This window comes from Mesorhizobium sp. Cs1321R2N1, from assembly GCF_037179725.1.
Lineage (GTDB): Bacteria > Pseudomonadota > Alphaproteobacteria > Rhizobiales > Rhizobiaceae > Mesorhizobium > Mesorhizobium salmacidum.
Genome location: NZ_JAPYKP010000005.1, coordinates 23,710 through 46,249, shown reverse-complemented (window position 1 = coordinate 46,249; position 22,540 = coordinate 23,710). Strand labels below are relative to the sequence as shown.

17 protein-coding genes and 1 tRNA gene are annotated in these 22,540 nt (G+C 62.1%); 2 read left to right on the top strand and 16 right to left on the bottom strand.

Annotated elements, in window-relative coordinates; all coding sequences use genetic code 11:
* Positions 1 to 24: 24 nt before the first annotated feature.
* The 3 genes from fusA to rpsL form a co-directional block, all read right to left on the bottom strand.
* A complete protein-coding gene (gene fusA / locus O7A61_RS02590; RefSeq protein WP_027146624.1) occupies positions 25 to 2,115 on the bottom strand; it encodes an elongation factor G in 2,091 nt (696 codons plus the stop codon).
* Between the two features lie 29 nt (positions 2,116 to 2,144).
* Positions 2,145 to 2,615 (bottom strand): 30S ribosomal protein S7, encoded by a 471-nt coding sequence (gene rpsG / locus O7A61_RS02585; protein ID WP_008875664.1) that lies wholly within the window; start codon positions 2,613 to 2,615, stop codon positions 2,145 to 2,147.
* Between the two features lie 73 nt (positions 2,616 to 2,688).
* The gene (gene rpsL, locus O7A61_RS02580; RefSeq protein ID WP_006333356.1) at positions 2,689 to 3,060 is read right to left on the bottom strand and encodes a 30S ribosomal protein S12; all 372 of its coding nucleotides are present in this window, start codon (positions 3,058 to 3,060) and stop codon (positions 2,689 to 2,691) included.
* Between the two features lie 465 nt (positions 3,061 to 3,525).
* Here rpsL and O7A61_RS02575 point away from each other — a divergent pair, with 465 nt between their 5' ends.
* Together O7A61_RS02575 and O7A61_RS02570 are read left to right on the top strand one after the other, a co-directional pair.
* Positions 3,526 to 3,807, top strand: coding sequence for a transcriptional regulator (locus O7A61_RS02575; RefSeq protein ID WP_337128243.1), 282 nt, complete (start codon positions 3,526 to 3,528; stop codon positions 3,805 to 3,807).
* A 142-nt stretch (positions 3,808 to 3,949) separates the two neighbouring features.
* The gene (locus O7A61_RS02570) at positions 3,950 to 4,873 is read left to right on the top strand and encodes a Gfo/Idh/MocA family protein (protein WP_337128274.1); all 924 of its coding nucleotides are present in this window, start codon (positions 3,950 to 3,952) and stop codon (positions 4,871 to 4,873) included.
* Between the two features lie 430 nt (positions 4,874 to 5,303).
* Here the strand turns inward: O7A61_RS02570 and O7A61_RS02565 are convergent, their stop codons facing one another.
* The 13 genes from O7A61_RS02565 to tuf all read right to left on the bottom strand — a co-directional run bounded on the left by O7A61_RS02565 (position 5,304) and on the right by tuf (position 22,446).
* Complete coding sequence (locus O7A61_RS02565) at positions 5,304 to 5,969, bottom strand: O-methyltransferase (protein WP_337128242.1); 666 nt, start codon at positions 5,967 to 5,969, stop codon at positions 5,304 to 5,306.
* A gap of 80 nt (positions 5,970 to 6,049) precedes the next feature.
* Positions 6,050 to 10,246 (bottom strand): DNA-directed RNA polymerase subunit beta', encoded by a 4,197-nt coding sequence (gene rpoC, locus O7A61_RS02560; protein WP_027146628.1) that lies wholly within the window; start codon positions 10,244 to 10,246, stop codon positions 6,050 to 6,052.
* A 130-nt stretch (positions 10,247 to 10,376) separates the two neighbouring features.
* Positions 10,377 to 14,513 carry a DNA-directed RNA polymerase subunit beta gene (gene rpoB, locus O7A61_RS02555; RefSeq protein WP_027146629.1) on the bottom strand — a complete coding sequence of 1,379 codons (4,137 nt, stop codon included), beginning with the start codon at positions 14,511 to 14,513 and terminating at the stop codon, positions 10,377 to 10,379.
* 264 nt (positions 14,514 to 14,777) lie between these two features.
* Entirely contained in the window at positions 14,778 to 15,155 is a 378-nt protein-coding gene (gene rplL / locus O7A61_RS02550) for a 50S ribosomal protein L7/L12 (RefSeq protein WP_027146630.1), read from the bottom strand.
* Positions 15,156 to 15,209: 54 nt separating this feature from the next.
* Positions 15,210 to 15,728, bottom strand: a complete 519-nt coding sequence (gene rplJ / locus O7A61_RS02545; RefSeq protein ID WP_027146631.1) for a 50S ribosomal protein L10 — start codon at positions 15,726 to 15,728, stop codon at positions 15,210 to 15,212.
* Positions 15,729 to 16,138: 410 nt separating this feature from the next.
* Entirely contained in the window at positions 16,139 to 16,837 is a 699-nt protein-coding gene (rplA, locus tag O7A61_RS02540; protein ID WP_027146632.1) for a 50S ribosomal protein L1, read from the bottom strand.
* A gap of 4 nt (positions 16,838 to 16,841) precedes the next feature.
* A complete protein-coding gene (gene rplK, locus O7A61_RS02535) occupies positions 16,842 to 17,270 on the bottom strand; it encodes a 50S ribosomal protein L11 (RefSeq protein WP_010909262.1) in 429 nt (142 codons plus the stop codon).
* Between the two features lie 175 nt (positions 17,271 to 17,445).
* Complete coding sequence (gene nusG, locus O7A61_RS02530; protein ID WP_015317996.1) at positions 17,446 to 17,973, bottom strand: transcription termination/antitermination protein NusG; 528 nt, start codon at positions 17,971 to 17,973, stop codon at positions 17,446 to 17,448.
* A gap of 27 nt (positions 17,974 to 18,000) precedes the next feature.
* A complete protein-coding gene (gene secE / locus O7A61_RS02525) occupies positions 18,001 to 18,204 on the bottom strand; it encodes a preprotein translocase subunit SecE (protein ID WP_027146633.1) in 204 nt (67 codons plus the stop codon).
* A gap of 358 nt (positions 18,205 to 18,562) precedes the next feature.
* Positions 18,563 to 18,638: transfer RNA gene (locus tag O7A61_RS02520), tRNA-Trp, on the bottom strand.
* 239 nt (positions 18,639 to 18,877) lie between these two features.
* On the bottom strand, positions 18,878 to 19,360 hold the full coding sequence (locus O7A61_RS02515) for a group II truncated hemoglobin (RefSeq protein ID WP_337128241.1): 483 nt from the start codon (positions 19,358 to 19,360) through the stop codon (positions 18,878 to 18,880).
* Between the two features lie 93 nt (positions 19,361 to 19,453).
* On the bottom strand, positions 19,454 to 21,106 hold the full coding sequence (locus O7A61_RS02510; RefSeq protein ID WP_337128240.1) for a hypothetical protein: 1,653 nt from the start codon (positions 21,104 to 21,106) through the stop codon (positions 19,454 to 19,456).
* A gap of 164 nt (positions 21,107 to 21,270) precedes the next feature.
* A complete protein-coding gene (gene tuf, locus O7A61_RS02505) occupies positions 21,271 to 22,446 on the bottom strand; it encodes an elongation factor Tu (RefSeq protein WP_013895701.1) in 1,176 nt (391 codons plus the stop codon).
* Positions 22,447 to 22,540: the final 94 nt, after the last annotated feature.

Below are 22,540 nucleotides of genomic sequence, written 5' to 3'. Positions count from 1 at the left end.
CGTTACCGCGGCAGCTCTTTCGAGTTACGCGTACTTCTTCTGGACTTCCTGAGCGACCGCGGTCGGGACCGGCTCATAGTGATCGAACTGCATCGTGTAAGCCGCGCGGCCCTGGCTCATCGAGCGCAGGTTGTCGACGTACTTGAACATGTTGGCGAGCGGCACCATCGCGTTGATGACGACGGCCACGCCGCGCGCTTCCTGGCCCTGGATTTGGCCGCGACGGCCGTTCAGGTCACCGATGACGCTGCCGACGTAATCTTCCGGCGTCACCACCTCGACCTTCATGATCGGCTCGAGCAACTGCACGCCAAGCTTGGGAGCAGCTTCACGGAAGCAAGCACGGGACGCGATTTCGAAGGCGAGAACCGAGGAGTCGACATCGTGGTAGGCGCCGTCGATGAGCGTTGCCCTGACGCCGATCATCGGGAAGCCGGCGAACGGACCAGCGCCCATGACGCTCTGGATGCCCTTTTCAACGCCCGGAATGTATTCCTTCGGCACCGCGCCGCCAACGATCTTGGACTCGAATACGAAGTCCTCGCTCTCGGAATTCGGCTCGAACACAACCTTGACGCGCGCGAATTGGCCGGTACCGCCGGTCTGCTTCTTGTGCGTGTAGTCCTGCTCGTGCTTGCGGGTGATCGTCTCGCGATAAGCCACCTGCGGCGCGCCGACATTGGCTTCGACCTTGAACTCGCGACGCATGCGGTCGACGATGATGTCGAGGTGCAGTTCGCCCATGCCGGAGATGATGGTCTGGCCGCTTTCCTCGTCCGTCTTGACGCGGAAGGATGGGTCCTCGGCAGCCAGGCGGTGAAGGGCGAGGCCCATCTTTTCCTGGTCGTTCTTGGTCTTCGGCTCGATGGCGATCTGGATAACCGGATCGGGGAATTCCATGCGCTCGAGGATCACCGGGTGCAGCGGATCGCACAGCGTGTCGCCGGTGGTGGTGTCCTTGAGGCCGGCCAGGGCGACGATGTCGCCGGCAAAAGCCTCTTCGACGTCGGCGCGCGAATTCGCATGCATCTGAAGCATGCGGCCGATGCGCTCCTTCTTGCCCTTCACGGTGTTGTCGACAGAGACGCCCTTGGTGAGCTTGCCCGAATAAATGCGGGCAAAGGTCAGCGAACCGACGAACGGGTCGTTCATGATCTTGAAAGCGAGCATCGACAGCGGCTCGTTGTCATCCGCATGACGCTCGATCTCGGCGTCGGTCTTGGCATCGACACCCTTGATGGCCGGAACGTCGGCCGGCGACGGCAGGTATTCGACAACGGCGTCGAGCAGCGGCTGCACGCCCTTGTTCTTGAAGGCCGAGCCGCAGAACATCGGGTAGAACTTGACCGCGATCGTGCCCTTGCGGATCAGCGAACGGATCTCGTCATTCGACGGCATCTTGCCTTCGAGGTAGTTCTCGAGCGCCGTCTCGTCCATTTCGACGGCGGCTTCGATCATCTTCTCGCGGTATTCCTCGGCACGCGCCTTGAGGTCGGCCGGGATCTCGACGACGTCCCAGGCAGCGCCCAGGGTTTCGTCGCGCCAGACGAGCGCGTTCATCTCAACGAGGTCGACGACGCCCTTGAATTCGGTCTCGGCGCCGATCGGCAGCTGCATGACGACAGCCTGCGCACCGAGGCGCGAGCCGATCATCTCGACCGAGCGGTAGAAGTCTGCGCCGATCTTGTCCATCTTGTTGCAGAAGATCATGCGCGGCACGCGGTACTTATCGGCCTGACGCCAGACGGTTTCCGTCTGCGGTTCGACACCGGCGTTGGCATCGAGCAACGCAATGGCGCCGTCGAGCACACGCAGCGAACGCTCGACCTCGATGGTGAAGTCGACGTGTCCAGGGGTGTCGATGATGTTGAAGCGGTGCATCTTGCCGTCACGAGCCTTCCAGAAGGTCGTGGTCGCGGCGGACGTGATGGTGATGCCGCGCTCCTGCTCCTGCTCCATCCAATCCATGGTGGCAGCGCCGTCGTGCACTTCGCCGATCTTGTGCGACTTGCCCGTGTAATAGAGGACGCGCTCGGTAGTCGTCGTCTTGCCGGCGTCAATATGCGCCATGATACCGAAATTGCGGTAGTCTTCGATTTTGTATTCGCGGGCCATCGTAGCTGCCTCTCAGTCCTGTTCGCGCTTTACCAGCGGTAGTGTGCGAAAGCGCGGTTGGCTTCAGCCATCTTGTGGGTGTCTTCACGCTTCTTCACGGCAGTGCCGCGGTTGTTGGCCGCGTCCATCAGCTCGCCGGAGAGGCGGTCGACCATGGTGGTCTCGTTGCGGTTGCGGGCCGCGGCAATCAGCCAGCGGATCGCCAGCGCCTGGCGGCGCTCGGGGCGCACGTCGACCGGAACCTGGTAGGTGGCGCCGCCGACGCGACGCGAACGCACTTCCACATGCGGCGCGACATTGTCGAGCGCCTGGTGGAAGACGGTGACCGGCTCCTGCTTGGTCTTCGACTGGACCTGGTCCAGCGCGCCATAGACGATGGTCTCGGCGACCGACTTCTTGCCGTCATACATGACGGCGTTCATGAACTTGGTGACGATCAGATCGCCGAACTTGGGATCCGGGTTGATCTCACGCTTTTCTGCACTGTGACGACGCGACATGGTTTTTGTCTCTCAATCTCGTAGCCTTGCGCCGGAAAGCGACAAGGCCGGAAAATCTTACTTCGGACGCCCCTTACTTCGGACGCTTGGCGCCGTACTTCGAACGACGCTGCTTGCGGTTCTTCACGCCCTGCGTGTCGAGCACGCCGCGGATGATGTGATAGCGCACGCCCGGAAGATCCTTGACGCGGCCGCCGCGGATCATGACCACGGAGTGTTCCTGAAGGTTGTGACCTTCGCCGGGGATGTAACCGATCACTTCAAAACCATTGGTCAGGCGGATCTTGGCCACCTTGCGCAGCGCCGAGTTCGGCTTCTTCGGCGTCGTCGTATAGACGCGCGTGCAGACGCCCCGCTTCTGCGGGTTCTGCTGCATGGCCGGGACCTTGTTGCGCTTCACCGGCGCAATGCGCGGCTTGCGGATCAGCTGGTTGACGGTAGGCATTAAACCCTCTTGTCTCTCAATTCCGTGTCTCGTGCCGGTCAAGGCTCGCTCAAAGCGTCATTTCCATACGCAAATTCGGGCCACAAACCGCGCCTTGCGGTCTTGCCCGAACAAATCGCAGAGGAAGCGGAAACCGCTTCGTGCACGCCGGAGATGTCTTTTCGCTCGTAAAACGAACCCTGTTTGAGGCAAACTCCAAAGCGTGTCGCTTCGGAAGCAAGAGCCTCACATCGGTTCTGACTGGGCGGCTTCTACTCGTAAGCCCGCGAACCGTCAAGCCCGCAGTGGCAAATATTGCATTGAAGGCGGGGCTTGGCAGCCATGCGAAAACCGCAAGTAATTTTCTTTCGCCGTTTTGCAAGGGCGAGGAAGAAAGTGACCGGCCTTTGGCTGTTGCGGGGCCTTGCTTCATGCGAAAAAGGCCGCATGAACACTGACAATCCCTCGCCGCGGAGGAATCGGCCCGTGAACGATAATGAAGAACGCCCGGTCACCATCATCACCGGCCGGGTGTGGAAGAAGAAAGGCGGCAAGCCGGAAGGCGTGCATGTCATGCTGGTGGCGCCCGATGACGATTCGGCGGTGCGCCGCGCGCTCGAATCGCTTGCGGCGGAAGGCTATGCCGAAGCCGAACTCGACCAGATCGGCGACATGGAGGGCGAGCCCGACGATGAGCCGCATCTTTCGGCCTTCCAGGGCGCACTCGAAGGCGAAGTGGCGATCGTGACCTTCGACGTTCCGATCTGATCGCAAGCGTGATGCCCCTCACCTGCCCTGCGCGATGGCGCCGATTCGTTGAGACGAGGCCTGGCCGGTGCTTGCCCGTCATGTCCGATCTGCTAAGAGACGCGCAGTCGTCCAAACCCGGCGGAGCCTCATGTCCTCATCCATCTCGCCCATAAGAATCGGCATCGTCGGCGTCGGCAAGATCGTCCGCGACCAACACCTTCCGGCACTGGCCAAGGATCGGGACTACCAGCTGATCGCGGCGGCCAGCCGGCATGGCAAGGTCGACGGCATCGCGAATTTCCCCGATATTGAGACGATGCTTGGCGCGGTTCCCGAACTCGACGCCGTGTCGCTGTGCATGCCGCCGCAGTTCCGCTATGACGCCGCGCGCAAGGCGCTCGAGGCCGGAAAGCACGTCTTCCTGGAAAAGCCCCCGGGTGCCACGGTCAGCGAAGTCGAGGACCTGAAGGCGTTCGCGACGAAACAAGGCGTCTCTTTGTTCGCCAGCTGGCACTCGCGATACGCGCCGGCGGTGGAGGCCGCACGGACATTCCTGGCTTCGACGAAAATCAAATCGGCGGCGATCGTCTGGAAGGAAGATGTACGGCGCTGGCATCCGAATCAGGACTGGATCTGGCAGCCTGGCGGCTTCGGTGTCTTCGATCCCGGCATCAACGCGCTGTCGATCGCAACCTACATCCTGCCGGCCATGTACATCACTTCGGCCGTGCTCGATTTTCCGGAGAACCGTGATGCACCGATCGCGGCCCAGGTCGCCTTCCGCGCGGCGAACGGATCTGATGTGACGATGGATCTCGACTGGTTGCAGACCGGACCGCAGAGCTGGGACATCCTGGCCGACACGGATGCTGGACAGATGGTGCTCTCGGGTGGCGGCTCGAAGCTCGCGGTCGACGGCAGTGTCGTACACCAGGAGCCGGAAGCGGAATATCCGATGCTCTACGGGCGTTTTGCCGAGATCGTGCACGCCGGCGAATCGGATGTGGACCTGGCGCCGCTCCAGCACGTGGCCGACGCGTTCATGCTGGGCAAGCGCAATGTAGTGGAAGCGTTTTTCGACTGAGCTGATCGTGGCACCCCGAACGTCGCGCGGTCACATGACCGCGCGACGATATCCGGTGGATCAGTCCTTGGCCCGGCAGCCGGCACGCTTGACCATATCGGCGACGATCAGTGGCGTCCGCCGGCGTCCGCGACCAACTGGTCTGACGGGGCGCACCCGCTTCAAGCGCGGCGCGTAGCGACCCCGTGTCCAGAGTGAAAGATTTCCGGCAGGAGACGGTGCGCGAGCCGTCATCGCCGATCATGTCGACTATCGCGCCAGCGGTTTCACCGACCCCCGCGACGTAAGCGATGAGCGTTTGCCGGGCGATCGGGCTGGTGTCGGCTTTTTCGATCATTTCCATCACCTGCCCCACCGATATTGGCCTGTTTCAATCGACGGACCTCTTGCCAGTTCGTCGTATGGTTGTGGCGGCGCCTCAGCCGTCGGTTCAGTCGACGATCGCGATGGCAAAGCCGTCATAGCCCTTGGCGCCCACCGTCTGGATGGCGGTGCCGTCCAGCCGTCTGTCGCCGCCGATGAAGGAAAACGCCGCGCGTGCGCCTTCGACATTGGCGTCGCGACCATCCTCATCCAGCACGGCGCCGTCACGGATGACGTTGTCACAGATGATGACCGTTCCAGGGCGCGACAGCCGCAAGGCCCAGGACAGATAGTTCGGGTTGTTCGGCTTGTCGGCATCGATGAAGATGAGGTCGAACGGACCGGCGTTCTCGCCACCCAGTGCTGCAAGCGACTGGAGCGCCGGGCCGACGCGCAATTCCACGCGGTCCGCGACATCGGCCCGCTTGAAATTCGAACGCGCGACGCTGGCATGGTGCGGATCGAGTTCGAGCGTCACGACCTTGCCGTCGGCGGGCAATCCCCGCGCCATCCAGACGGTCGAGTAGCCGCCCAGCGTGCCGATCTCGAGCACCTTTTTCGCGCCGCTGATGCGCACCAGCAGCGAGAGCAGTTTTCCTTGCGCCGCCGAGACGTCGATCGCCGGCAGGCCATTGTCACGGTTGGCCGCCAGAACCGCGTCGAGAACGGGATCCGCCTCGAAGAGCGAGGAGACGATGTAATTATCGACAGCCGTCCAGGTCTTCGTGCTCATCTGCTTTCCTCCGATCGTAAAAAAGAAAAAGCCGCCGGGTTGCCCCGACGGCTTCTGTTACCCGAGATTTTTGCCGCCGCTTACTGCGCGGCGGTTGTCATGTCCGCCAGCATCGGCTCGGCGACTTCCACACCGGAGGCCTTGCGGCGCTCGTCGATGATGAGTTCGTCGCGCGAGGTGGCGATGCGCCGGATCTGGCTCATCGTGCCGCCGGTACCGGCCGGAATCAGCCGGCCGACAATGACGTTTTCCTTCAAGCCCTGCAGCATGTCGGTCTTGCCGGCAACCGCGGCTTCCGTCAGCACCCTGGTCGTCTCCTGGAAGGAGGCGGCCGAGATGAAGGACGGCGTCTGCAGCGATGCCTTGGTGATGCCGAGCAGCACCGGCTGGCCCTCGGCCGGCTTCTTGCCGTCCTCGACCAGACGCTCGTTGACCTCTTCCAGTTCGATCACGTCGACATGATCGCCCGGGATGTAGGTCGAGTCGCCCTGCACCGTGATCTCGACCTTCTGCAGCATCTGGCGAACGATCACCTCGATGTGCTTGTCGTTGATCGACACGCCCTGCAGGCGGTAGACTTCCTGGATCTCGTTGACGAGGTAGGAAGCAAGTGCCTCCACGCCCTTGATCGCCAGGATGTCGTGCGGCGCCGGATTGCCGTCGAGGATGTAGTCGCCCTTCTCGATGACGTCGCCGTCCTGGAGATGGAACGGCTTGCCCTTCGGGATCAGGTACTCGACCGGCTCAAGCGTCGAGTCGTGCGGCTCGATGATGATGCGGCGCTTGTTCTTGTAGTCGCGACCGAAGCGGATCGTGCCATCGATCTCGGCGATGATGGCGTGATCCTTCGGACGACGTGCCTCGAACAGTTCGGCGACACGCGGCAGACCGCCAGTGATGTCCTTGGTCTTGGCGCTTTCCATCGGGATACGCGCCAGGACGTCGCCGGGGCGAACCTGGGAACCCGGCTCGACCGAGAGAATGGCCTCGACCGAGAGCAGGAAGCGGGCATCGCCGCCCTTCGACAGCTTGCCGACCTTGCCCTTGGAGTCCAGGATGGCAATCGCAGGCTTGAGGTCGTTGCCGCGCGGCGTCGACCGCCAGTCGATGACCTCACGCTTGGTGATGCCGGTCGACTCGTCGGCCGTTTCCTGAACGGAAATGCCGTCGACCAGATCCTCATACGACACCTTGCCCTCGATTTCAGTAAGGACAGGACGGGTATAGGGATCCCACTCGGCAATACGCTGACCGCGCTTCACCTTGTCGCCATCGTCCACGAAGATGCGTGAACCATAGGTGACACGGTGCGTCGCCCGCTCCTTGCCGGCTTCGTCGAGGATCAGCACCGCCATGTTGCGGCCCATGACCATCTGCTGGCCGTCCGAGTTGCGCACCACGTTGCGGTTGCGGATCTCGACCTTGCCCTCATAGGAGGCTTCAAGGAACGAGCTGTCCACCACCTGCGCGGTACCGCCCATGTGGAAGGTGCGCATGGTGAGCTGCGTGCCCGGCTCGCCGATCGACTGCGCCGCGATGACGCCGACGGCTTCGCCCTGGTTGACCGGGGTGCCGCGGGCCAGATCGCGTCCGTAGCAGACCGCGCAGACGCCGATCCTGACCTCACAGGTCAGGGCCGAGCGGATGCGGACCGACTGCACGCCGGCCTTTTCGATCTGCTCGACGTCACGCTCGTCCATGAGCGTTCCGGCCTTGACCAGAACCTCGCCCGACACCGGATGGGTGATGTCGTCCAGCGATGTACGGCCCAGCACGCGCTGGCCGACCGAAGCGACGACCTGACCGGCATCGACGATCGGCTGCATGGTGAGGCCCTTGTCGGTGCCGCAATCCACGGAGTTGACGATGCAGTCCTGCGCCACGTCGACCAGACGACGGGTGAGGTAACCCGAGTTCGCCGTCTTCAAGGCGGTGTCGGCCAGACCCTTGCGGGCACCGTGGGTCGAGTTGAAGTACTCGAGCACGGTCAGACCTTCCTTGAAGTTCGAGATGATCGGCGTCTCGATGATTTCACCCGACGGCTTGGCCATCAGGCCGCGCATGCCGGCAAGCTGGCGCATCTGGGTGGGCGAGCCACGCGCACCGGAGTGCGACATCATGTAGATCGAGTTCATCGGCTTCTGACGGCCATTGTCTTCGAACTCGACCGCCTTGATGCGGGCCATCATTTCGTCGGCGACCTTTTCCGAGCACTTGGCCCAGGCGTCGACGACCTTGTTGTACTTTTCGCCCTGCGTGATCAGGCCGTCATTGTACTGCTGCTCGTACTCCTTGGCCAAGGCCTCGGTGTCCGACACCAGCTTGATCTTGGTGTCCGGGATCAGCATGTCGTCCTTGCCGAACGAGATGCCGGCACGACACGCATGAGCAAAGCCGAGCGCCATGATGCGATCGCAGAAAATGACCGTCTCCTTCTGACCGCAATGGCGGTAGACGGTGTCGATCATCTTGGAGATGTTCTTCTTGGTCATCTCCTGGTTGGCGGTCTCGTAAGGCACATTGACGTTCTTCGGCAAAAGCTCGCCGATGATCATGCGGCCAGGCGTGGTGTCATGGATCTTCGACACGACCTTGCCTTCGGCGTCGACCGTGCGGAAGCGGCCCTTGATCTTGGCGTGCAAGGTCACGGCCTTGGTCTCGAGCGCGTGCTGGAGTTCGCCCATATCGGCAAACACCATGCCCTCGCCCGGCTCGTTCTGGTTGACGATCGAGAGGTAGTAGAGACCCAGAACCATGTCCTGCGACGGCACGATGATCGGCGCGCCGGAGGCCGGGTGCAGGATGTTGTTGGTCGACATCATCAGCACGCGGGCTTCCAACTGCGCTTCAAGCGACAGCGGCACGTGAACGGCCATCTGGTCACCGTCGAAGTCGGCGTTGAAGGCCGTGCAGACCAGCGGGTGAAGCTGGATCGCCTTGCCTTCGATCAGGATCGGCTCGAACGCCTGGATGCCGAGGCGGTGCAGCGTCGGCGCGCGGTTCAAGAGAACCGGATGCTCGCGGATGACCTCGTCGAGGATATCCCAGACTTCCGGACGCTCCTTCTCGACCAGCTTCTTCGCCTGCTTGACGGTCGAAGAGTAACCCTTGGCGTCGAGACGGGCGTAGATGAAGGGCTTGAACAGTTCGAGCGCCATCTTCTTCGGGAGGCCGCACTGATGCAGCTTGAGCTCCGGACCGGTGACGATGACCGAGCGGCCGGAATAGTCGACGCGCTTGCCGAGCAGGTTCTGACGGAACCGGCCCTGCTTGCCCTTGAGCATGTCGGACAGCGACTTCAGCGGACGCTTGTTGGCGCCGGTGATGACGCGGCCGCGACGGCCGTTGTCGAACAGCGCATCGACGGCTTCCTGCAGCATGCGCTTTTCATTGCGCACGATGATGCCCGGCGCCCGCAGCTCGATCAGCCGCTTCAGGCGGTTGTTGCGGTTGATGACGCGGCGATAGAGATCGTTCAGGTCGGAGGTGGCGAAGCGTCCACCATCCAGGGGAACCAGCGGGCGCAGGTCCGGCGGGATCACCGGAACGACCTTCATGATCATCCATTCCGGACGGTTGCCGGATTCCATGAAGTTCTCGACGACCTTGAGCCGCTTCAGGTACTTCTTCTGCTTCAGCTCGGACGTGGTCGAAGCCAGTTCCGAACGCAGGTCGCCGGCGATCTTCTCCAGGTCCATGCCGGCCAGAAGGTCATGAATGGCCTCGGCGCCGATCATGGCGGTGAAGGAATCCTCGCCATACTCGTCGACGGCGATCATGTACTCTTCCTCGCTGAGCAGCTGGTGCTCCTTCAGCGCGGTGAGGCCAGGCTCGGTGACGATGTAGTTCTCGAAGTAGAGGACGCGCTCGATGTCCTTCAGCGTCATGTCGAGCAGCGTGCCGATGCGCGAGGGCAGCGACTTCAGGAACCAGATATGGGCGACGGGTGCCGCCAGCTCGATATGGCCCATGCGCTCGCGGCGAACGCGCGACAGCGTGACTTCGACGCCGCACTTCTCGCAGATGACGCCCTTGTACTTCATGCGCTTGTACTTGCCGCACAGGCATTCGTAGTCCTTGATCGGGCCAAAAATGCGCGCGCAGAACAGACCGTCACGCTCCGGCTTGAAGGTGCGGTAGTTGATGGTCTCCGGCTTCTTGATCTCGCCGAACGACCAGGACAGAATCTTCTCAGGGCTGGCAAGCGAAATCCGGATGGAATCGAACACCTGCGCAGGCGCCTGCGGATTGAAGAGATTCATGACCTCTTGGTTCATGCCGTTCTCCTTTTCGGGGTCCTCGAAAACCCCTTGCATCTAACGCGGGCCGAATGCCCGCTGAGTGGTCGGCCCACCGGCCGTCGAATTTCGTGGACGCGCCGCGGCATTCCGCGACGCGCCATAGCCGTTACTCGGCTGCGTCCGGCAGTCGAACCGGAGCTTCGTCGAGCTTGGTGTTCTCCAGCTCGACATTGAGGCCAAGCGACCGCATTTCCTTGACGAGCACGTTGAAGCTCTCGGGAATGCCTGCCTCGAACGTGTCGTCGCCACGCACGATCGCCTCGTAGACCTTGGTGCGGCCGGCGACGTCGTCCGACTTCACCGTCAGCATTTCCTGCAGCGTGTAGGCGGCGCCGTAGGCTTCCAGCGCCCAGACCTCCATTTCGCCGAAGCGCTGGCCACCGAACTGCGCCTTGCCGCCCAGCGGCTGCTGGGTGACGAGCGAGTACGGGCCGATCGAACGCGCGTGGATCTTGTCGTCCACCAGGTGGTGAAGCTTGAGCATGTAGATATAGCCCATCGTCACCTTGCGATCGAACGGCTCGCCGGTGCGGCCGTCATAGAGCTGCGACTGACCGCTGGTATGCAGGCCCGCCTGCTCCAGCATGATGTTGATGTCAGCCTCATGCGCGCCGTCGAACACCGGGGTCGCGATGGAGACGCCGCGGCGCATTTGCTCGCTGAGGCGAACGATGCTCTCGTCGTCATACTCGCGGACCGGCTCGTTGCGGTCGTTGGCCGGCATGAAGCTTTCCAACGTCTTTCGCAGCGGCTTGATATCGCCGGCAGCCTTATACGTGTCGATCAGCTCGCCGATCTTCCTGCCCATTCCGGCACAAGCCCAGCCCAGATGCGTTTCCAGGATCTGGCCGACATTCATGCGGCTCGGCACACCCAGCGGGTTGAGCACGATATCGGCATGCGTGCCGTCCTCGAGGAAAGGCATGTCCTCGACCGGAACGATGCGCGACACGACACCCTTGTTGCCGTGACGGCCGGCCATCTTGTCGCCGGGCTGCATCTTGCGCTTCACCGCCACGAAGACCTTGACCATCTTCATGACGCCCGGAGGCATTTCGTCGCCGCGCTGCACCTTCTCGACCTTGTCCATGAAGCGCTGCTCAAGCGCCTTCTTGGAATCGTCGTACTGGCCACGCAGGGCTTCCAGTTCGCTCTGGAGCTTTTCGTTCTCCACCGCAAACTGCCACCACTGCGAACGCGGATACTCGTCGAGCGTGTCCTTGGACAGCGTAGAGCCCTTCTTGAAGCCCTTCGGTCCAGCGATAGCTTCCTTGCCGACGAGAACGTCGGAAAGACGCGCATAGACGTTGCGATCCAGGATCGCCTGCTCGTCGTCACGGTCCTTGGCGAGGCGTTCGATCTCCTCGCGCTCGATCGCCATGGCGCGCTCGTCCTTCTCCACACCGTGGCGGTTGAACACGCGCACCTCGACGACGGTGCCGAAGGTGCCCGGAGGCATGCGCATCGAAGTGTCGCGCACGTCGGAAGCCTTTTCCCCGAAGATGGCGCGCAGAAGCTTCTCTTCCGGCGTCATCGGGCTTTCACCCTTCGGCGTGATCTTGCCGACCAGGATATCACCAGGCTGAACTTCCGCACCGATGTAGACGATGCCGGCTTCGTCGAGGTTCTTCAGCGCTTCTTCCGAGACGTTGGGAATATCGCGCGTGATTTCCTCCGGACCGAGCTTGGTGTCGCGGGCCATGACCTCGAATTCCTCGATGTGGATCGAGGTGAAGACGTCGTCAGCCACGATACGCTCGGAGAGCAGGATCGAGTCCTCGTAGTTGTAGCCGTTCCACGGCATGAACGCGACCAGCACGTTGCGGCCGAGCGCCAGATCACCGAGCTCGGTCGACGGACCGTCGGCGATGATGTCGCCCTTGTTGACTCGGTCGCCCATACGCACCAGCGGACGCTGGTTGATGCAGGTGTTCTGGTTCGAACGCTGGAACTTCATCAGCCGGTAGATGTCGACGCCGGACTTGCCCGGGTCGAGATCCTCGGTGGCGCGGATAACGATACGCGTCGCGTCCACCTGGTCGACGATGCCGCCACGACGGGCGCCGATGGCGGCACCTGAGTCACGGGCGACGATCGGCTCCATGCCGGTGCCGACGAACGGCGCCTCGGCGCGCACCAGCGGCACGGCCTGACGCTGCATGTTCGAGCCCATCAGAGCGCGGTTGGCGTCGTCGTTCTCGAGGAACGGGATGAGCGCCGCGGCAACGGACACCATCTGCTTGGGCGACACGTCCATCAGGTCGACGTTTTCGCGCGGCGCCATCATCACTTCGCCGGCGCTGCGGCAAATGACAAACTCGTCGACGAAGCCGCCGTTCTTGTCGAGCTCGGCGTTGGCCTGCGCGACATGATGCTTGGCCTCTTCCATCGCCGAGAGATACACGACGTCATTGGTCAGCTTGCCGTCGACGATCTTGCGGTACGGGCTTTCGATGAAGCCGTACTTGTTGACGCGCGCGAAGGTCGCCAGCGAGTTGATCAGACCGATATTCGGGCCTTCCGGCGTCTCGATCGGGCAGATGCGGCCGTAATGCGTCGGGTGCACGTCGCGCACTTCGAAGCCGGCGCGCTCGCGGGTCAGACCGCCCGGTCCAAGCGCCGACAGGCGACGCTTGTGGGTGATCTCCGACAGCGGATTAGTCTGGTCCATGAACTGCGACAGCTGCGAGGAACCGAAGAACTCGCGCACGGCGGCCGCCGCCGGCTTGGCGTTGATCAGGTCCTGCGGCATGACCGTATCGATCTCGATCGAGGACATGCGTTCCTTGATCGCGCGCTCCATACGAAGCAGGCCGACGCGGTACTGGTTCTCCATCAGCTCGCCGACCGAACGCACGCGGCGGTTGCCGAGATTGTCGATGTCGTCGATCTCGCCCTTGCCGTCACGCAGTTCGACCAGCGTCCTGACCACGGCCAGGATGTCGTCCTTGCGCAGCACGCGCACGGTGTCCTCGGCCTTGAGCTCGAGACGCATGTTCATCTTGACACGGCCGACGGCAGACAGGTCGTAGCGCTCGCTGTCGAAGAACAGCGAGTTGAACATGGCTTCGGCGGTCTCGAGCGTCGGCGGCTCGCCCGGGCGCATGACACGGTAGATGTCGAACAGTGCGTCCTGGCGGCTCTCGTTCTTGTCGACGGCGAGCGTGTTGCGGATATAGGCGCCGACATTGACATGGTCGATGTCGAGGACCTGGATCTCCTGCTCGCCGGTGCCGAGCAGCACCTTTAGCGTCTTGTCGTCGATCTCGTCGCCGGCCTCGAGGAAAATCTCGCCGGTGGCGTAGTTGACGATGTCCTCGGCAAGGTAGTTGCCGAGCAGATCCTCGTCGGTCGCCTTGATCGCCTTGAGACCCTTCTCGCCGAGCTGACGTGCCTGGCGGGCGGTGATCTTCTTGCCCGCCTCGACGACGATCTCGCCGGTGTCGGCGTCGACCAGGTCGCCGACGGCCTTGAGGCCGCGGAAACGCTCGACGTTGAACGGAATGCGCCAATGGTCGCCGGCGCGCTTATAGGTGATCTTGTTGTAGAACGTCGACAGGATCTCCTCGCCGTCCATGCCAAGCGCCATCAGCAGCGACGTCACGGGGATCTTGCGGCGGCGGTCGATACGGGCGTGCACGACATCCTTGGAATCGAACTCGATGTCGAGCCACGAGCCACGGTAGGGGATGACGCGGGCGGCAAACAGTAGCTTGCCCGACGAGTGCGACTTGCCCTTGTCATGGTCGAAGAAGACGCCCGGCGAGCGGTGCATCTGCGAGACGATGACGCGCTCGGTGCCGTTGACGATGAAGGTGCCGTTGAGCGTCATGAGCGGCATGTCGCCCATGTAGACGTCCTGCTCCTTGATGTCCTTGATCGACTTGGCACCGGTATCCTCGTCGATATCGAACACGATCAGGCGCAGCGTCACCTTCAGCGGCGCGGCATAGGTCAGATCGCGCTGACGGCATTCGTCAACGTCGAATTTCGGTCCTTCGAACTCGTACTTCACGAACTCCAGCATGGAGGAGCCGGAAAAATCGGAGATCGGGAAGACCGACTTGAAAACAGCCTGCAGCCCTTCGTCGGGACGTCCGCCCTTGGGCTCGTCCACCATCAGGAACTGGTCATAGGACGCCTTCTGAACCTCGATGAGGTTCGGCATCTCCGCAACTTCCGGGATCTTTCCGAAAAATTTGCGTACGCGTCTGCGGCCATTGAAAGTCTGGGTCTGGGCCATCGTCGCTCCTTAGCTCTAAACTCGGGACGAACCTCGCCGCGGTTCGTCTTGCATACTGAGCCACCTGGCCGGCGGCTCTCTGTCTGTTCTCCGGCCGCCTTCCAATTGCTTGGCGGCTACCGGCTAAAACGGGAGAAAACCCGTTTCCTGAAGGCCGGTTTCGGCCCTCAGGAAAGAGGTTTTCGTACATCTCGCGTCACGCAGCCTCCCCTGGTCACCCAAGGGAGTGGCGGACGGCGCGAGGCCGCCCGCCGCTTAATACGCTTACTTCAGCTCGACCTTGGCGCCGGCTGCTTCCAGCTGGGCCTTGAACTTGTCGGCGTCGGCCTTGGAAACGGCTTCCTTGACCGGCTTCGGAGCCGCTTCGACCAGGTCCTTGGCTTCCTTGAGGCCAAGACCGGTGATGGCGCGGACTTCCTTGATGACGTTGATCTTCTGAGCGCCGGCGTCGGTGAGGACGACGTCGAATTCCGTCTTTTCCTCGACGGGAGCAGCAGCGGCGGCAGCACCGCCGGCAGCGGCAACCGCGACCGGAGCAGCAGCCGAAACGCCCCACTTTTCTTCCAGAAGCTTCGACAGCTCAGCCGCCTCGAGGACGGTCAGCTTCGAAAGGTCGTCTACGATCTTTGCGAGATCAGCCATTGTTGTATTCCTTCGTTAGGTTCGAACGTGTGATTTTGATAGCGAGGAACGGCCTCATGCCGCCTCGTCCTTCCGGGCGTAAGCGCCGATGACGCGCGCGACCGAGGCCGCTGGCGCATTGACGATCTGGGCGATCCGGGTTGCCGGCGTGGCGATCATGCCAACCAGCCTGGCGCGCAGCTCATCGAGCGACGGAAGTGTGGCGAGTGCCTTCACACCGTCGGCGTTGAGCGAGGTGGTGCCCATTGCGCCGCCGAGAATGACGAGCTTGTCATTCCCCTTGGCGAAATCGGACGCGACCTTCGGCGCCGCAATCGGATCCTCCGAATAGGCGATCAGCGTCTGTCCCTTGAACAGGTCGATGATCGATGCGGAGTCCGTGCCCTGAAGAGCGATTTTGGCGAGACGGTTCTTCGCGACTTTAACGGTGCCACCGGCGGCGCGCATTTTCGACCGAAGGTCGTTCATTTGCGCGACGGTGATACCGGCATAGTGGGCCACGACGACTGAACCAGCGCCCGAAAACGCATCATTCAGGCCCGTGACGAGTTCGCGTTTTTCCGCTCTGTCCACTGCCTATCTCCAGTTGACCCCAGTCCCGTTGATGGGAACATTCCCATTTTCGAGGACAGGCGTCGGGTTGCCTTTTGCCGGCCGGGCCATCCAGTAACGGATCTCCCGAACGACGCTCGAGGATCCTGCCCCCTTTCGCCACATCGACGGCCAAGCCGGCGATGCGCAGACAAAAGGCAAACACGGTTCGAACCTTTCATTGGAGCTTGTTGCTCCGTTGTCCGGTTTTCACCCGTCTCATGCAGGCCCACATGAATTAAGGCCCTCCTCTTGAATCAAGGTTCGGGCCGCCCGCAATCTCGGACAGGATGTCCGGAAGCCTTCCGGCTTCCGGTACCGGGCCCAGGATCAATCCAAGGCCCGGAATTCAGTCACGGACCGGCCTTCGAGAGGCCGGTCCAAATGGTCAATCAGGACGCGGCGAGCGTCGAGACGTCGAGCTTGAGGCCCGGGCCCATCGTCGAGGTGACAGACACCTTCTTGACGTAGTTGCCCTTGGCGCCGGTCGGCTTTGCCTTGGTCACCGCATCGGCGAAGGCACGGATGTTCTCTTCCAGCGCCTTGACGTCGAACGAGACCTTGCCGACGCCGGCATGAACGATGCCGGCCTTTTCGACGCGGAACTCGACAGCGCCGCCCTTCGATGCCTTGACGGCCGCGGCGACGTCGGTGGTGACGGTGCCGACCTTCGGGTTCGGCATCATGCCGCGCGGGCCGAGCACCTTACCGAGACGGCCGACGAGCGGCATCATGTCCGGCGTGGCGATGCAGCGATCGAAATCGATCGTGCCCTTCTGGACGATGTCGACCAGATCCTCGGCACCGACGATGTCGGCACCGGCGGCCTTGGCCTCTTCAGCCTTGTCGCCACGGGCGAACACGGCGACGCGAACCGAGCGGCCGGTGCCGTTCGGCAGGTTGACCACGCCGCGGACCATCTGGTCCGCGTGACGCGGGTCGACGCCGAGGTTCATGGCGACTTCGACGGTCTCGTCGAACTTGACCGAGGAGCGATCCTTGAGCAACTTCAGCGCATCACCGAGCGCGTAAGCCTTGTTGGGATCGATGCCTTCACGGGTCTTCGATACACGCTTTGCAATCTTTGCCATGATCTTAGCCCACCACTTCCAGACCCATCGAGCGGGCCGAGCCCTCGACCATACGCATGGCCGCTTCGACGTCGTTCGCGTTCAGATCCTTCATCTTGGCGGTCGCGATTTCGCGAACCTTGTCGCGCGAAACGGTGCCAGCCTTGACCTTGCCCGGCTCCTTCGAGCCCGACTTCAGGTTGGCGGCCTTCTTCAGGAAGTAGCTCACCGGCGGCGTCTTCATGACGAAGGTGAACGACTTGTCCTGGTAATAGGTGATGACGACCGGAACCGGCGATCCCTTTTCCATTTCCTGGGTCTGCGCGTTGAACGCTTTGCAGAACTCCATGATGTTGATGCCGCGCTGCCCAAGCGCCGGGCCGATCGGGGGCGACGGCGTAGCCGATCCCGCGGAGACCTGGAGCTTGAGCTGGCCTGCAATTTTCTTAGCCATCTCTTTTCCTGCCTTTGTCTATGCCGGCCCCGCGATCTGGGAAACACCGGCGGTTGCAGTCTGGTGGTGCGGTTCTTGCGGCCGGCTAAAGCCGCCTTCGCCTCCCACCGTTCTCTAGGCCGCGCGTTGCCGCACCGCCTCCCCTGATCGCCAGACCGGCATCAGGGATTTCGGATCAGCCCTTTTCGACCTGCCCGAATTCCAGATCGACAGGCACGGCGCGCCCGAAGATCGAAACTTCCACCTTGAGCCGCGCCCGCTCCTCATCCACTTCCTGGACGAAACCGTTGAACGACGCGAAGGGACCATCCGAAACGCGGATCGCCTCGCCGATCTCGAAGGTGACCGAGGGCTTCGGCCGCTCGACGCCTTCCTGCACCTGGTTCAGGATGCGCTGCGCTTCCGCCTCGGTGATCGGCACCGGCTTGGAGTCGCCGAGGAAACCGGTGACCTTCGGCGTGTTCTTGACCAGCGAGAACACGGCGTCGGTCAAATTAGCCTTCAAGAGCACGTAGCCCGGAAAGAACTTGCGCTCGGCGTCGACTTTACGGCCGCGACGAACCTCGACGACCTTCTCGGTCGGCACCACGATCTGCTCGATATCGGCGGACAGACCCTTCTGCTTGGCCTTGTTCTCGATGTCCTCAGCGACCTTCTTCTCGAAGTTCGAATAGGCGTGGACGATGTACCAGCGCGTAGCCATTTTTACGACTTCTCCTAATCGCCGGACTTAGCGTCCAATGCCCAGAATCTGCTCGACCGCGAGGCCCATGAGCTGATCGGCGGTGAAGAAGAAGATCATCGCGATCACAGCGAAGGCCAGGACCATGATCGTCGAGATCATCGTCTCGCGGCGCGACGGCCAAGTCACCTTGGCTGTCTCCGCGCGCACCTGCTGGAGAAAGACGAAAGGATTTGTGGTTTTCGAAGCCATATGCCGCCTGTCTTCAAGACCCGTTGGCCGGGCCCCCTGGATGATCCCGCTGGCCGGGACGTGCCGCCTGAGCCCAATCTCGCGCCGAATCAGCGCAATCATTTCGCCCATGCAAATCAGACGCGTAAAGCCGGCTTCCCAGCTTCACGCGTCGCGTGTCTGTTTCGTCTACATAAAACCGATTCTTGATCCACGCAAGTGGCAAGTGTCCGCTTTATGACCAAACGCCGCCTCGGAACCATCCAGTCGTTCCGTTCCGGCTATGGCACCTTTATGCCCCAATGAGCCTAATATGGCAAGCGGGTCACCGATTTTCAAAGACCGCCCGCAAAAATCGTTGTGATGCCATCTCTAGAAATGGCACGGGCAGCAGGGCTCGAACCTACGACCTGCGGTTTTGGAGACCGCCGCTCTACCAACTGAGCTATGCCCGTACACGTGCGCCTCGGCGCAGGCGCTTCCTAAAAGCTTCCGCACGCTCTGTAAAGAGCGGTTTGCAAGCAAACATGCCTTAACCCTGCGCCAGAAATCGGGATAGTCGGCAACTCAGCCAGAAACCGCCCCGCCTGCCCCCCGCGGCACAAGATGTTCGAAGCCCGGTCCATCCCACTCGCGCCGGCGCACGACCTTGGCATCTGCGGCACCGGCCCTCCACCTCCCCGGCAACCGGAAGCTATTTTTTGTCCGGCACCCGGTACGGCCCGCCGGGCACGCCCCAGCCCCAGGCCGGCATCGGTTCGGTCTCGGGATCGCAGGTCTCGCCGAGATTGGAATTCATCTTGGCCAGCCGCGATCCCCATTCGATGTAGCCCATGAAGGCAGAACGGAATTCGGGATCGTCCGGCAAACCAACTTCATCCGCCGCATCGGCGAGAAGATTGATCCAGCGGCGGCGCTGCTCCTCGGTCAAATGCTTGCCCAGATGATGCATGACCATTTCGCGATGGCCGCCAAAGTCTTCGCTGTAGGTTTTCGGTCCGCCGAAGACCTCGCCGATGAAGGCGGCGACATGGGCGGGGTGATCCGGCGACATATGTTTGAACACCGGGCCAACGACCGGGTCTTGTGCCACCTTGTCATAGAAGGTTTGCGTCAGCCGGTTTAGCGCCGCGGCGCCGCCGGCCCATTCGTAGAGTGTCGGAACGTCCTGGCTCATTCTTGATCCTTCGCCGGCCCCGCGGCCGCGACGATAGCGGAAATCGGATATGGCTCAACCTGCCTCGATGGGCAGTTTCGACGTCGCCGTGCTCTACAGCCTGGCAGGTGCGTCGGCCTGTGCGTTGGCGGCTGGCAGGCCTCGGCAATTGTCGGGCTTGGCAACGGCCTTGCAAATCGTGGAGCCGGTCAACGCGTCGACCGATTGCGGTCCTGTTGTCAGTCCAACCCTGCGCATCATGTCTGCGTCAAGTTGCTCCTCGGCCGAGCGTCGCTCGACCGCGGCGAACAGAGCGGGACCGATCGCCATCTCATTGAGATACGCCCTGACCACCAGCTTCTGTCCCATCGGATACAGGCTGAGCCGCGCCCGGGGGCCGACAAGCCGTCTGGCGCCGCCGGCAAACACGAGCGCACAGGCAGAATCGCACTCCGCCCCCGCATCGATGCTCAATCCGGCATAGGCTCCTTCGGTGGCGAGGCAATTCCACACGCCGGGGTCGCAGTCGACGAAATCTGTCCGGGCAACGGCTATGTCGAGCTTTCTTTCATGGATAAGTCGTCCCATTGCGAGAGCGCTGGACAGATCGCCTCCGCGTGAACTGATGACGATAGGCAGCCGCCAATTGCCAAGCGTGGCCAGCAACTGCCGCAGCTTCTGCGGCGTCTGGCCGGTGATCGGACCTTCCGCCGATATCCATTCCGGACAATCGGGGTTGCACAGCGGATTGCTGCCGCGAACCACGACAAAGCGCATGTCCCCGCCGGCCTTCGCGGCGTCCGGTTGAACCGGTACGGCAGTCATGGGCTTGAGGGCGGCCGATGGCGTCGTCTTGTTTGCAGGTCCAGCTATTTCCCGGCAGTTCGTGGCCGGCTGGCCAAGCCCGCAGAGGCTTGCCGTGGTCAACAGATCCACTGCGTCCCGGCTGGTGACCAGCTTCATCGTCAACATGGCCTCGAGCGGAATCTGACGAATCTCGCTGGCCGGCGTAGCCTTCATGATTTCCAGCACGCCGTCGCCTATCCCCATTTCCCTCAGGTACGCCGAAAGCGTCTTCTCGACGGCCCTGCTCATCTCGTAGGTTTTGTAGCTGCCTGCGTTTTTACGGCTGACCACTTTGGTGCTGATGATCTTCTTCTTGCCGTTCACGATCCGGTACGTGGTCCGGTAGAGCAGTTTCTCCCGGTGATATGTGGTGGTGATCTGGTGGACGCCGAGATAGCCGAAATCTCCGATCACGCGGCGGACACCGCCGGAAAACATCAGCGGACAGGCCGAATTGCACATGGCTCCGTCGTCATGGACTATCCCGAAATAGTCGGCGCTCTTGCCCTTGTTGTCCTTGCAGTTCTCAATTTCGGGCTGGCAACCGGAAAAAACCGTCACGCCGACGGCGACATCGAGCTTGTTCTTGCGGATCATCCGGCCAAGTGCCAGCGCCGCATCGACATTACCGCCGGGCGAATTGACGACCACCGGCAATTGCCTTCCCTTGAGCGCCTTGAGCGTGCGCTTGAGGAGCGCCGGCGTGCCGGCGGCGATGGTGCCGTCCGCCGATATCCACTCAGGACAGTTGGGTTCGCATCCCGGAGCGTTGCTGCGCACGACGACGAAGCGCATGGACGGGATGTCGGGAGGCCCATCCTCCGCTCGCGCTGTCAGAACAGGCAGCAGCATAACGACGACGAGGCAAACCAGTGCCCATAACCGCCATGCCTTCCCATCAAAACAGCGCCTTGGAACCACTGTTGGCAAAACTCCCTCAGTGCAACCTATACTAGTTGCAGCCATGGCGCTTGCAACAGGTTTGAACCAACCCTGGCAATACTTGCGCTGCCAAGCGCAAGTAAACGAAAAAGGGCGGCCCGAAGACCGCCCTTTCCTTGTCGATCCGGCAGAGCCGGTCTCGATTATTCCTTGATGGTGACGACGATGCCGGCACCGACGGTGCGGCCGCCTTCACGGATGGCGAAGCGCAGCTTCTCTTCCATGGCGATCGGCACGATCAGCTCGACATCGACCGTGATGTTGTCGCCGGGCATCACCATCTCGGTGCCTTCCGGCAGCGACACGATGCCGGTCACGTCGGTCGTGCGGAAGTAGAACTGCGGACGGTAGTTGGTGAAGAACGGCGTGTGACGGCCACCTTCGTCCTTGGTCAGGATGTAGGCTTCGGCCACGAACTTCTTGTGCGGCTTCACCGTGCCGGGCTTCGCCAGAACCTGGCCGCGCTCGACACCTTCACGGTCGACGCCGCGCAGCAGCGCGCCGATGTTGTCGCCGGCCTGGCCCTGATCGAGCAGCTTGCGGAACATTTCGACGCCCGTGCAGGTCGTCTTGGTCGTCGGACGGATGCCGATGATTTCCAGCTCCTCGCCGACCTTGACCACGCCGCGCTCGACGCGGCCGGTCACCACCGTGCCGCGGCCCGAGATCGAGAACACGTCCTCGATCGGCATCAGGAACGGCTTGTCGAGCGGACGAACCGGCGTCGGGATGTAGGCGTCGACCTGAGCCATCAGCTCGCGGATCGCGTCCTCGCCGATCGTTTTGTTCGAATCCTCAAGCGCCGCCAGCGCCGAACCCTTGACGATCGGAATGTCGTCGCCGGGGAATTCGTTCTTCGACAAAAGCTCGCGAACCTCGAGCTCGACCAGTTCGAGCAGCTCGGCGTCGTCGACCTGATCGACCTTGTTCAGGAACACCACGATCGACGGCACGCCGACCTGACGGGCAAGCAGGATGTGCTCGCGGGTCTGCGGCATCGGGCCGTCGGCGGCCGACACGACCAGGATCGCGCCATCCATCTGCGCGGCACCGGTGATCATGTTCTTCACATAGTCGGCGTGGCCGGGGCAGTCGACATGCGCGTAGTGGCGGTTGGCCGTCTCGTATTCGACGTGAGCCGTCGAGATCGTGATGCCGCGCGCCTTCTCTTCCGGCGCCGCGTCGATCTGGTCATAGCGCTTGTATTCGCCAAAATACTTGGTGATCGCAGCCGTCAGCGACGTCTTGCCATGGTCGACGTGACCAATCGTGCCGATGTTCACATGAGGCTTAGTGCGCTCGAATTTACCTTTTGCCATAGTCTCTTTCCTTGGACGGCCTGGACCTTCAGTTCAGTCGAATGCGGGGCGATTAGCGAGAAAGGCCAAAAAACACAAGCGTCTTTTGCCCGGA